Source organism: Flavobacterium defluvii, from assembly GCF_900129555.1.
Taxonomy (GTDB): Bacteria; Bacteroidota; Bacteroidia; order Flavobacteriales; family Flavobacteriaceae; genus Flavobacterium; species Flavobacterium defluvii.
The window spans coordinates 79,521-92,276 of sequence record NZ_FQWC01000004.1; the positions used below are offsets into that span (position 1 = coordinate 79,521).

Annotated in this window: 12 protein-coding genes; 8 read left to right on the forward strand and 4 right to left on the reverse strand. The window is 33.3% G+C overall.

What is annotated here, in order from left to right; all coding sequences use genetic code 11:
- The first annotated feature begins 7 nt into the window (after window positions 1–7).
- Both BUC29_RS10750 and BUC29_RS10755 read left to right on the forward strand, forming a co-directional pair.
- Complete coding sequence (locus BUC29_RS10750; RefSeq protein ID WP_073416426.1) at window positions 8–1,858, forward strand: TonB-dependent receptor plug domain-containing protein; 1,851 nt, start codon at window positions 8–10, stop codon at window positions 1,856–1,858.
- A 5-nt stretch (window positions 1,859–1,863) separates the two neighbouring features.
- Window positions 1,864–2,904 (forward strand): YncE family protein, encoded by a 1,041-nt coding sequence (locus BUC29_RS10755; protein ID WP_073416153.1) that lies wholly within the window; start codon window positions 1,864–1,866, stop codon window positions 2,902–2,904.
- Between the two features lie 71 nt (window positions 2,905–2,975).
- On the opposite strand, the gene BUC29_RS10760 is transcribed toward BUC29_RS10755, so the two are convergent.
- Window positions 2,976–4,448, reverse strand: coding sequence for a S41 family peptidase (locus BUC29_RS10760; RefSeq protein ID WP_073416155.1), 1,473 nt, complete (start codon window positions 4,446–4,448; stop codon window positions 2,976–2,978).
- Window positions 4,449–4,609: 161 nt separating this feature from the next.
- Here BUC29_RS10760 and BUC29_RS10765 point away from each other — a divergent pair, with 161 nt between their 5' ends.
- The 5 genes from BUC29_RS10765 (at window position 4,610) to BUC29_RS10785 (ending at window position 7,844) form a co-directional block, all read left to right on the forward strand.
- The gene (locus tag BUC29_RS10765) at window positions 4,610–5,119 is read left to right on the forward strand and encodes an RNA polymerase sigma factor (protein WP_073416157.1); all 510 of its coding nucleotides are present in this window, start codon (window positions 4,610–4,612) and stop codon (window positions 5,117–5,119) included.
- Window positions 5,106–5,564: a hypothetical protein gene (locus BUC29_RS10770; RefSeq protein WP_073416427.1), complete on the forward strand. Its 459-nt coding sequence runs from the start codon at window positions 5,106–5,108 to the stop codon at window positions 5,562–5,564. The genes BUC29_RS10765 and BUC29_RS10770 overlap by 14 nt, the downstream gene beginning before the upstream one ends.
- A gap of 16 nt (window positions 5,565–5,580) precedes the next feature.
- A complete protein-coding gene (locus BUC29_RS10775) occupies window positions 5,581–6,108 on the forward strand; it encodes a DUF4252 domain-containing protein (protein ID WP_073416428.1) in 528 nt (175 codons plus the stop codon).
- Window positions 6,109–6,110: 2 nt separating this feature from the next.
- The gene (locus BUC29_RS10780) at window positions 6,111–6,647 is read left to right on the forward strand and encodes a DUF4252 domain-containing protein (protein WP_073416158.1); all 537 of its coding nucleotides are present in this window, start codon (window positions 6,111–6,113) and stop codon (window positions 6,645–6,647) included.
- Window positions 6,648–6,758: 111 nt separating this feature from the next.
- A complete protein-coding gene (locus tag BUC29_RS10785) occupies window positions 6,759–7,844 on the forward strand; it encodes a S41 family peptidase (protein WP_073416160.1) in 1,086 nt (361 codons plus the stop codon).
- Between the two features lie 199 nt (window positions 7,845–8,043).
- Here BUC29_RS10785 and carB read toward each other — a convergent pair whose 3' ends face one another.
- Window positions 8,044–10,899, reverse strand: coding sequence for a carbamoyl-phosphate synthase large subunit (carB, locus tag BUC29_RS10790; RefSeq protein WP_073416161.1), 2,856 nt, complete (start codon window positions 10,897–10,899; stop codon window positions 8,044–8,046).
- Between the two features lie 148 nt (window positions 10,900–11,047).
- Window positions 11,048–11,209, reverse strand: a complete 162-nt coding sequence (gene rpmH, locus BUC29_RS10795) for a 50S ribosomal protein L34 (RefSeq protein WP_008464848.1) — start codon at window positions 11,207–11,209, stop codon at window positions 11,048–11,050.
- A gap of 168 nt (window positions 11,210–11,377) precedes the next feature.
- On the opposite strand from rpmH, the gene BUC29_RS10800 reads away from it, so the two are divergent.
- Complete coding sequence (locus BUC29_RS10800) at window positions 11,378–11,893, forward strand: hypothetical protein (RefSeq protein WP_073416162.1); 516 nt, start codon at window positions 11,378–11,380, stop codon at window positions 11,891–11,893.
- Window positions 11,894–11,989: 96 nt separating this feature from the next.
- Here the strand turns inward: BUC29_RS10800 and BUC29_RS10805 are convergent, their stop codons facing one another.
- Window positions 11,990–12,649: an alpha/beta hydrolase gene (locus BUC29_RS10805; protein WP_073416163.1), complete on the reverse strand. Its 660-nt coding sequence runs from the start codon at window positions 12,647–12,649 to the stop codon at window positions 11,990–11,992.
- Window positions 12,650–12,756 lie beyond the last annotated feature (107 nt).

A 12,756-nucleotide genomic window follows, 5' to 3' on the forward strand; every position in this document is an offset into this window, starting at 1 on the left:
AGAAATTATGACTTTAAGAATACGTTTTGCTTTTTTACTTGTTATGTTGTGCCAGTTCATCTGGGCGCAGAGCGATTCTATTAAACTAAAAGAAGTTCTAGTTTCTGATGCAAATCTTAAAAAATATTCTAACTCGCAGTCGGTTTTAAAACTCAGCGATTCGATTATCAGCAAAAATGAAGCTTTATTAACGGATCTTCTCAATTTTAATTCTACTATTTATTTTAAAGAATATGGCCGCGGAATGCTTTCTACGGTTTCTTTTCGCGGAACAACTTCTTCGCAGACAGCCGTAATCTGGAACGGAATTAATATTAATTCGCAGATGAACGGAAGCACTGACTTCAACACCATTTCTGGTTCTGATTATAATTCTGTCAGCATAAAAGCCGGCGGCGGAAGTGTTATTTATGGAAGCGGTGCTATTGGCGGAACTGTACATTTAAATAACGATTTAGCATTTTATAATCGCTTTGAAAATACTTTAAAATTCGATTACGGAAGTTTCAACACTATTGGACTTAATTATAAAACCAATATTTCTAACGAAAAATGGAGCGCTCAAATTGGTTTTTCTAAAAACAGTTCGACAAACGATTATAAATATTTAAATCGTTACACCTGGCGTGGAGAACAGCGCTGGAACCAAAATGGTCAATATGATATTATAACGATGAGTGCAAATGCGGGTTATAAAATTGATTCAAAAAATACATTAAAGCTATATAGCCAATTTTCAAATACAGACAGAAATACTTCTCTTGTTGTCGAAACAGAAACAAAAAGCAAATACATAAATGGTTTCAACCGAAATTTGATGGAATATGACGGCGATTTTGGAAAGTTCAAAACCAATTTTAAAACCGCTTACATTTTTGAAAACTATCAATATTTTGCTGATAATTCAACTAATTTCTATTCTTACGGAAAAACAGAAAGCTTAATTACAAAACTTGATTTAGGCTATACTTTATTTAAATCAACTCAGGTAAACGGAATTTTAGATTATAACCGAACGAAAGGTTACGGAACCAGTTTTGGGAATAATGTTCGTGAAATCAGTTCTGCCGGAATATTGGTAAAACAAGATTTTTCTACGGAATGGAAAAACGAACTTGGCATCAGAAAAGAGTTTACTGATAATTATAAATCTCCTGTTTTATTCTCTTTAGGATCTTCGTATCAGTTTAGTAAATTGTATAATTTCAAACTTAATTTATCCCGAAACTACAGAATTCCAACTTATAATGATTTGTATTGGGAAGAAGGCGGAAATCCTGATTTAAAACCTGAAAGCTCCTATCAGGCAGAAATTGGCAATGTTTTTACTTTCAAAAATATTTCGCTTACGCAGAATTTCTATTACATGAAAATCAAAGATTTACTGCAATGGGTTCCGGGCAAAAATGGCATTTGGAGTCCAATAAACAAAGACAATGTTAATAGCTATGGTGCCGAAACTTTATTGAACTGGAAAAAGCAATTCGGTAAAAATAATGTAAGTGCAAATGCATCGTATGCTTACACAATATCTGAAGATCAGGAAACCAAAAAACAATTGTTTTTTGTCCCTTTTAATAAAGTAACAGCTTCTGCGGCTTATTCCCGAAACAGAATTTCAGCTTATTATCAATTTTTATATAACGGTTTTGTTTACACAAGAGCCGACAATAATCCGGACGAAATTATAAATGATTATACGGTTTCAAACGTGGGGATCGATTATGATTTTAAATTCTTAGACTCTTTTAAACTTGGTTTTCAGGTTTTAAATCTCTTCAATGAAGATTATGAAAGTCTGGAAGACAGACCAATGCCGGGTCGAAACTTTAATATGTATTTAACTCTAAAATTTTAATATTTATGAAACTTAGTAAATTACTTTTAATAGCGCTTAGCGTTTCGTTGTTCGTTTCTTGTTCGAATGATGACGATAATGATTCAAAAGGACAATATGAAAATGGATTCTTTATTTTAAATGAAGGAAGCGCCGGGCAAGGAAGTGTATCTTTTTCGAGTGATGATTTTAGTGCTTTTACAAAAGATGCGTACACTGCAGCAAATGGAACAGATTTACTTGGAAAATATGCTCAAAACATCTTTTTTGACGGAGATAAAGCTTATATTATAGCAGGAGGTTCAAATGTTATCAATGTTGTAAACAGATACACTTTTAAGTTAATCGCTAAAATCGACAGCGGACTAGCAAACCCAAGATATGGTGTTGTAAAAGATGGTAAAGCGTATGTAACAAATGCTAATACTTACTATTCTGCAAACAATCCAAACGGAAATACAGATGATTATATCGCTGTGATTAATTTGGCTACAAATACTTATGAGTCAAAAATTAATTTAAATGCAACTGCTAACAGAATTGTTGAAGAAAACGGTAAATTATATATTACTGAACCTTACAACAGCGATAAATTATTAGTAGTAAATATTGCTGCAAAAGCGTTAGAAACTCCTGTAACGATTGGCTCAAGTGCAGATACTATCGAAGAAGAAAACGGAACTTTATATATTTTAAGAGGTCCTTACGGAGACAGAAGCGAAATTGTAAAAGTAAAATTATCTGATAAATCTGTTTCTAGAATTACTTTTCCGGAATCATTAGACGGAGCCGGATTTTTAGATATATATCAAAATAAAATTTATTATACAGCAGGAAATTCTGTTTACTCTATAGCTGCCAGCGCGACTGAAGCTTCTACAACTCCAATTTTAACAGCTAATTTGGGTTATTTATACGGATTTGCTGTTAACAACAATCATATTTATTTAGCTGACAGCGGTGATTTTAAAGCTGACAGTAAAGCATACATTTATTCTTTAACCGGAAGTTTACAAAAAGAATTAACTGTTGGAGTGGGTCCAAACGGTTTTTACTTTAACGATTAATTTTTACATATTAGAATTAGTTTATTGTTTTTGGTAAAAAAGGCTTTCATTTCTGAAAGCCTTTTTTTTATTTATCTTAATGTTCTTAAAAACTCTTTTGGAGGATTTTCTAAATACATTTCGTTTCGTAATCCGTTAATTTTTTTAGAGTCGCTTATATATGGTAATACAGCTGTATGATCGTTTTGAATTTTCTTAGCTGCAGCACCCGTAATTTTTGATATTGCCAAATTTAATAATGGTTCTGATGGGTCTCCTAAAACTCCAAAACTGCTAACATATTCATACTGAACATAAGTTGGAACTAAACCTTGTGTATAATCTCCAAAATCTGCCGCATTAGAAATTTTAAATACTAAAGGCTGCATCGCATATTTGTGGTTTGGGTTTACGTTTGATTTTGTAAAAGTTGGCGAATCATAAACCGTAAATGAACCTACATTTTTACCAATCGTAGTTTCACCAATCTGAATTACATTAATATAAGGCTTTAATCCGTTTATAACCAATTCACTTGCCGATGCAGTATTAGAAGTCGTTATAATATAAACTGTAGCAAGATTTAAGCTATTTACATTGTTTCCGTCAAAATTACTAACAAATCTTTCATTCAAAAGTTCTAAGTCGTCTGATGTCATACCCGCCATTTGTTTAAAGTTATATTGTCTTTTAGAAAATATTTCTCCTTTAAACTGTCCGGTAATCATACTTGCTAAACGTGTAGAGGAACGTACAGAACCTCCTCCGTTATATCTTAAATCTAAAATAAAATCAGTAACACCCTGTGCTTTTAATTCTCCAAAAGCCTCATTTAGTTTAACATCGTAATCGCCATAAAAACCGTTATACATTAAATAACCAATTTTATGACTGCCAGAATTAATGACTTTATTAATTAAAATTGGATTTTCTTCCAGTGTTGTTTTCGTTAAAGCCACCGATTTTCCATTTAAAACAAATGAAGAACCGTTATAATCAGCAAAATTTAACGTGTAAGTATCAGGTCCTAATAATAACGATTGATAATTTGAAACTGTAAGTTTCGTTCCGTTTACGGCTGTAAACAAATCACCGCGTTTGATAGCTTTACCTGAAGCATCAGAATTTGGAATAATATAACGAACGTAACCTACTAAATCATTTGATCCTTCGGCAACTCTTGTCAATTTAAAATCTACTCCGTTATTTTTTGTAATCCCGTTAAGTTCCTGTTCCAAAACTGTATAATCGTCAACCATCCAGCTAAAACGGTCAATAGCGTTACTTGGATATTTACTTACCGGTTTATTTAATAAATCCTGAAATAAATCTTCAGGTTTTGAATATCCCGATAAAAAAGAATTTAATGCATCCTGAGAACTAAAACGATCATCGGCTAAATTAGGAACATCGGCCTGCCATAAATAAACTTCATTTAGGCCTTTCCAGATAAAATCATTCACTTGCAATTTCGCAGGAGTCCTTACATCGTCCTCATCCTCGCAAGATTGCAGGACAAAGGTCAATACAAATAAAAACAGTATCGATTTTAAAATTGGTTTCATAGAAATTAGGTTTCGGTATAGTGGTATTCTATTAACGTAAAAATACTACCTTTAGTTTTAAGTAGTGTTCTTTTTATCTAAAAAAATTTTACATTATTACTGTAACAAAAATAATTGTGACTCGTCTTGACTATATAAGCTAACGAATAACCTTTTAATTTATGAACCAAAATGTGTTTATAGAATTAGTAAATCCTTTCAAAGACAAAGTTTTTCGTCTGGCAAAACGATTGCTTACCAGTACCGAGGAAGCCGAAGATGCGACTCAGGAAGTAATGGTAAAATTATGGAACAAAAAAGAGAATCTTAACGATTATAATAATGTAGAAGCGCTGGCAATGACGATGACAAAAAATTATTGTCTGGATCAGTTAAAATCGAAAAGAGCCGGAAACCTGCAGATTGTTCACAATAATTTCACCGATCGCGAGCCGCAGTTAGACCGAAAACTTGAGGATGCTGACAGTTTAGAATGGGTTGAAAAAATTATAAACCAGCTGCCGGAACAATTACAAGTATTAATTCAGCTTCGGGATGTTGAACAATATGAATTTGAAGAAATTGCCAAAATTGTAAATATGAATGAAACGGCAATTCGGGTGGCGCTTTCGAGAGCAAGAAAAAAAATAAGAGAATCAATGGTAAATGCACACAGTTATGGAATTAGATAAAATAGAAAATATATTAGAAAAATACTTTCAGGGAGAAACTACTATTGCTGAAGAAAATCAATTAAAAGAATATTTTTCTTCATCAGATGTTGCGCAGCATTTGGAGCAGTATAAACCAATTTTTGGTTATTTCTCTCAGGTAAAACAACAAAAATCGACGCAGGAGATACCACTAAAAACTAAGAAACGAAACGTAGCGTGGCTATCGATTGCTGCATCAGTTGTTGTTTTGCTAGGAGTTGGAACCTATTTATTTGTAAGCGAAAAGAATGCAGCTCAGCCTGTAGCGCAGTCAGAACTAGGAACCTACGATGATCCGGAAGAAGCTTTAAAAGCAACTCAAAAAGCTTTGGCCTTATTATCAAACAATGTTAATGTAGGTATAGAAAGTGTGCAGTACATTAACGAATATGAACAATCAAAAAACAAAATTTTTAAACAGTAAATTAAATTTAAAAAACATGAAAAATTTCATCATAACTTTAGTATTCGCATTCGTTACACAAGCTTTTTATGCACAAAGCGCTTTTGACAAGTTTGACGGTCAGGACGATGTAACATCAGTAATTGTAAACAAAAAAATGTTCGATTTAATGAGCAAAGTAAAAGTTGATGCTTCTGATAAAGAAACACAGCAGTACATTAATCTTATCAAAAAATTAGATTATTTAAAAGTGTTTACAACTAAAAATCCTAAAATCGAAGCTGACATGAAAGCTTCTGCAGACAAATATATCAAAACTGCAGGTTTAGAGGAATTGATGCGTGTAAACGACAGCGGTAAAAATGTAAAAATAATGGTAAAATCTGGAGCTTCTGACACGCAGATTAAAGAACTACTGATGTTTGTTGACGGTGCAAAAAATGACGAAACTGTTTTATTATCTCTTACAGGAAACTTCGATTTAAACGAAATTTCTGTTCTTACAGACAAAATGCAGCTTCCTGGCGGAACTGATTTAAAAAAGGCTTCTAAAAGCAAAAGATAATCATGAAAATCAGCGTTTTTACCACAGCAATTTTAGCATTATTAACTTTTGTAAGTTGTAATTCTGAACCTTCACTGCAAAAATATTTTGTAGAACATACTGATAAAAAAGACTTTATTGCAGTTGACGTTTCGCCAAGTATTTTGAATTTAGAAAAAGTCAAATTGTCTGCAGAACAAAAAGAAGCTGTAAATTCATTTGATAAAATGAACATTCTGGCCTTTAAAGCAACAGATAAAAATCAGGCGGAATTTGAAACAGAACGAAAAAAAGTTACGGCGATTTTAAAAGATCCAAAATATCAGGAATTAATGAAAGTGGGTTCCGGTAAAGACGGTGCTTCGGTAAGCTATGTCGGCACAGATGAAAACATTACAGAATTTATCATTTTTGCCAACCGAAAAGAAAACGGTTTTGCTGTTGTCCGTGTTTTAGGAAACAATATGAATCCTAATAATATCATGACATTGATGTCGGTTCTAAAAGAATCAAAAATCGATATGGAGCAATTAAAACCTCTACAGCAGCTGGTTAAATAATCTTACTTTAAAACGAAGAAAGCTCCTTAACTGGGGCTTTTTTATTTTTAATTATATCTTTAACACATTATTTATCAAAGCCAAAACTTATTAAAAAACCAAATTTAAGCCATGAAATCAAACTCAGTTATATTAACCTTTTTACTTCTGTTTTGCTTTTCTGCAAATAGTCAAACCGAAAAAAAATTAAGCAAACCCGAAAAAGATTTCGAAACTTTCTGGGCGACTTTTAAAGACAATTATGCTTTTTTTGGACTTAAAAAAGTGAATTGGGATGAAAGCTACAAAAAATTTCGTCCTTTGATAACTAAGAAAACAAAAGAAAAAGAACTTCTCGAAACTTTTGAAGAGATGGTTGCTCCGCTAAAAGACGGGCATATTACAATTTCAAAAGATGACAAAGTGATTTACAAAGTTAAAAAACAATCTCCATTTCTGGATGAGTTTAAAGGAATCGAAAACCAATTATGGGAAACCAGTTTTTTAACATTAGAAAATAACGGTTTTTCAAAAATAAAAGCAAGCGGACCTTTGTTTAAAGGTATTCCGTTATATAATTCTGCAAGAAATGCTGCTATAGGGTACATTAGAATTTCAAGATGTTTTGGCAATGTAGAAAGTCTTTTTGACGACAAAAAAGAAAAAGAAGACATCGACTTAATGCTTACTCTTTTTGATAGTATTTTAGAATCTTTTTCGGATACTAAAGCCATTATTATTGACATGAGATCAAATGGAGGCGGTCACGGCGGCGATCTTTTAGCAGCCCGCTTTGCATCAGAAAAAAGAATAACGCATTATAAGTCAATCCGACAAAAAGGTGATTACGAAAATTTCACAACTCCAGAACCTATTTACATCACACCAAATAATGGAGTTCAATATTTAAAGCCAATTGTAATTTTGACCAATGACAGAACAGCAAGTTCAGCAGAAGATTTTACAATTTCTTTGTATCAGCAGCCAAACGTAACTACTATTGGAACTAATACTTCGGGAATGATGTCGGATATGTTTGGCGGTGATTTATCGAATAAAATTTCTTTTACGCTTTCAAATCAAAGATATTATTCAACAGATAATAAATTACTCGAAGATGCTGGAGTTCCTGTAAAAATTGAAGTTAAAAACACCAAACAAGATATAGAAAAGAAAATAGATCCAGTCATTTTAAAAGCTATTGAGGTTTTAAAATAAGATCCGGAAATTTACTCATTTCTATATACTATGCGTAGACGCATTGCTGTGCGTCTCTACGGAAAATTGGGATGAATATATATTTTATTAGACAAATAAACACAAAGCATATCGTAGAGACGCACAGCTGTGCGTCTTATGCGCAAAAACAAAAAGCTCCAATGTAAATTGGAGCTTTTCTATTATGATAAATCTGAGATTATTTACTCAAATACATTTTTCTTCTAGAGTACAATTCGTAGAATTGATCATCTTTTAAGTCGTCAATAAACAAGATGCTTTCTCCTGTTGATTTCATTTCAGGTCCTAACGCTTTGTTTACGTTCGGGAATTTACTGAAAGAGAAAACCGGTTGTTTGATTGCATAACCGTTTAATTGCGGGTTGAAATCAAAATCAGTTACTTTATTGTGGCCTAACATTACTTTCGTAGCGTAGTTTACATAAGGCTCTCCGTAAGCTTTTGCAATAAACGGAACCGTTCTTGAAGCTCTTGGATTTGCCTCGATGATGTAAACCGTATCGTCTTTAATCGCAAACTGAATATTGATTAAACCAACCGTTTTTAAAGCTCTAGCAATTTTATGCGTATGATCTTTAATTTGCTGCATTACAAATTCTCCTAAGTTGAAAGGAGGTAATGTTGCGTTACTATCTCCAGAGTGAACTCCACAAGGCTCAATGTGCTCCATAATTCCGATGATGTACACATTTCCATCAGCATCACAAATGGCATCAGCTTCTGCTTCGATTGCGCCTGCTAAATAGTGGTCTAAAAGTAATTTATTTCCCGGAATTGCTTTCAACAAATCGATAACGTGCTCTTCAAGCTCTTTTTTGTTGATTACAATTTTCATTCCCTGACCTCCTAATACATAAGAAGGACGAATTAAAAGCGGGAAATCTAAAGTATCTGCTAATTTTGAAGCTTCATCAGCCGTTTCAGCGATTCCAAATCTTGGGAAAGGAATATTTAATTCCGTTAATAAATCTGAGAATCTTCCTCTGTCTTCTGCTAAGTCAAGTGCATCAAAACTAGTTCCGATGATTTTTACACCGTATTTAGATAATTTGTCTGCTAATTTAAGAGCCGTCTGACCACCAAGCTGAACAATTACACCTTCTGGTTTTTCGTGTTGAATGATGTCATAAATATGCTCCCAGAAAACGGGTTCGAAGTATAATTTATCAGCAGTATCAAAGTCTGTAGAAACCGTTTCAGGATTACAGTTAATCATGATTGTTTCATATCCACATTCTTTCGCTGCTAAAACTCCGTGCACACAAGAATAATCAAACTCGATTCCCTGCCCGATTCTGTTTGGTCCGGAACCTAAAACAATCACTTTCTTTCTGTCTGTAACGATACTTTCGTTGTCAACAAAACGCTCACCATTTGGTTTTTCAATTTCAGCTTCAAATGTTGAGTAGTAATAAGGTGTTAGCGCTTTAAACTCAGCCGCACAGGTATCAACCAGTTTAAATACACGGTTAATTTTTTGCTCCATACGCAAAGTATGTACTTCACTTTCAAGACAACTCATCATGTGAGCAATTTGTCTGTCTGCAAAACCTTTTTGTTTCGCTTCAAGCAATAATTCTTTTGGAAGATTTGAAACTTTATAGTTTGAAATTTCTTTTTCCAGAGTATAAAGCTCTTCGTATTGTTTTAAGAACCACATATCGATTCTTGTAATTTCGTGGATTGTACTCAACGGGATTCCCATTGCAATAGCATCATAAATTACGAATACACGATCCCAGCTTGCATACGTTAGTTTCTCGATAATTTGCTCGTAATTTTTGTATCCTTTTCCATCTGCACCTAAACCATTTCTCTTAATTTCTAAAGATTGTGTTGCTTTGTGAAGTGCTTCCTGGAAAGAACGTCCAATTCCCATAACTTCACCTACAGATTTCATCTGAAGTCCTAAAGTTCTGTCTGAACCTTCAAATTTATCGAAATTCCAACGTGGTATTTTTACGATTACATAATCTAAAGTTGGTTCAAAAAGAGCCGAAGTAGATTTTGTAATTTGGTTTTGTAATTCATCTAAATTGTACCCTAAAGCCAGTTTAGAAGCAATTTTAGCAATTGGATATCCAGTTGCTTTTGATGCCAAGGCAGAAGAACGAGATACACGAGGGTTAATCTCGATTGCTACAATATCTTCTTTTTCATCTGGCGAAACTGCAAATTGTACGTTACATCCTCCCGCAAAGTTTCCGATACTTCTCATCATTAAGATAGCGTAGTCACGTAATTTTTGGAAAGTAGTATCCGATAATGTCATCGCAGGCGCAACTGTAATCGAGTCTCCTGTATGGATTCCCATTGGGTCCATGTTTTCGATAGAACAGATAATTACAACGTTGTCATTTTTGTCTCTTAAAAGCTCTAACTCGTACTCTTTCCATCCCATTAAAGCCTTGTCGATCAAAACTTCGTGAATTGGCGATGCTTCAAGTCCGCGGGTTAAAAGCTCATCAAAATCTTCTTTTTTGTACACCACAGCAGCTCCGGTTCCTCCAAGTGTAAACGAAGGACGAATTACAAGCGGAAAACCAAATTCCTGAGCAATTTCTTTTCCTTCTAAGTAAGAAGTAGCTGTTTTTGCTGGCGCCGTTGGTACATTAATTTTTTCTAAAAGCTGTTTAAACTGCTCTCTGTCCTCAGTAATATTAATTGCGTTTACATCAACACCGATTAATCTTACTCCGAAATCCTGCCAGATTCCTTTTTCTTCAGCTTCCAGACACAAGTTTAAGGCTGTCTGTCCTCCCATTGTTGGTAAAACAGCATCAATTTGCGGATGTTCCTTCAGAATTTCAATAATCGATTTTGTAGTTAATGGTTTCAAATAAATATGATCGGCCATAGATGGGTCGGTCATAATCGTCGCAGGGTTTGAGTTTATAAGGATAACCTCAATTCCTTCTTCACGAATCGAACGTGCAGATTGTGATCCCGCATAATCGAATTCGCAAGCTTGACCAATAACAATAGGTCCCGAACCTATTATTAAAACTGATTTAATTGATGTGTCTTTAGGCATTTTTTTGTATTGTGTAGTTATATAAAAGTACTTTAAAAAAACATTCTTAGTGTATTAAAAACTAGAATGTTGCGAAATTTTTTACCGACAAGGTATAAAAAAAGGCGATACTAAAAAAGTAATCGCCTTATGTATGTTTATACAAACATTATTTTTTGTGTCTAGGTTCGCTAGAAACAGTTAATTTATGTCTTCCTTTTGCTCTTCTACGCGCTAGAACTTTTCTTCCATTCGCAGAAGCCATTCTGTCCATAAATCCGTGCTTATTTCTTCTTTTTCTTTTCGATGGTTGAAATGTTCTTTTGCTCATTGCTTTGTATCTTTAAAAATGGTATCTAATTAACTCTTACTTGGTTTTGGATATCGTTATTCAAAAACCGAGTGCAAATATACAAAGACTTTTTTTTCTGGCAAGCAGTTTTATAAAAATATTTTTAATTCCTTTTACTATCTTTGCAATCACAAATATACATCTATTATGTTTAATAAAATTATCAAACTTATTATTGCCGGACTTCTTATTATAGCTGGCGTTTGGCAAATTGTAGATAAAGAAACCGGTAATGGTATATTCCTTATATTATTGTCTGCAATTCCTATTTTTCTTTATTTTAAAAATGAATTTATCCTTTTAGCCTTCCTTAAATTAAGAAAACAAGACTTCGAGGGCGCTAAAAAATGGCTGGCATACATCAAAAATCCAGAATCTGCTTTAGTTAGAAAACAACAAGGTTACTTTAATTACCTCCACGGAATCATGCTTTCGCAGACTAATTTGATTCAGGCTGAAAAACATTTCAAAAAAGCTATCGAACTTGGACTATCAATGGATATGGATTTAGCTGTGGCTAAATTAAACCTTGCCGGAGTAGCAATGTCACGCAGAAGAAAACTTGAAGCAACTAATTTATTAAACGAAGCTAAAAAATTAGATAAACAAGGAATGCTGAAAGAACAGATTTCTATGATGAAAGAACAAATGAAGAAAATCTAACGATTTTCAAATTCCTAATAGTAAAAATCCCAAATTCAAATAAGAGTTTGGGATTTCTGAGTTTAGATTTCTGAGTTTAGATTTTTCAACAATACTCTAAGATTCTAATATAATTGAAGGCAGATTTTCATTAAGCCATTTATATTTATTGAGGATCATAATATGAGTACCGCCTTTTACAAGAATACAGCTGTTGATGTATTTTATAGGAAAAACTTCGTCTTTGTCTCCATGAATATGAATTACATTTTCGTCGACTTCTTTTCTATCCCATAAAATAACCGATTCTACGGCCCATTGCAAATAATTAAGATCGCGAACAGCTAAAAACTTCTCGTATAACTTAATACGTTTATTTACTTTTTCTCCAAATGAATATTTAGCCAGACTTTCGATGTTTAAAATCAGTTTCATCGGAATGAGTTTGTAAGCTTTAGTTTTCTTTCCTATTTTCATTCTTCTCGGAAACTCGACGCTGCTTCTTACACTCGAAATAATAATAACTTTTCTGGCCTGAATATGTTTTCCTATTTCCTGAACCAAAATCCCGCCAAACGAAACACCAATTAAAACAGGATTTTCATGTGTTATTTTTTTTGAGATTCGAAGCGCGTAATCTGACAAAGGTTCTTTAGGATGCGGAATTTCCCATTCTAACAAACAGGTTTCAAAAACAGATTCGTCTAGTTTGATTCTTTCAAAAATGGCCGGACTAGCAGCGAGACCGGGCATAAAATAAACAGGAATTTTACTCATTTGTCTGAAAAGGAATTATAATGATAGCGCTAATTTGAAGATAAATTTACTTTTTTTAGCAATATCCACAGCAAATCGTATGCGATAATTATAGATTAAAACAAAAA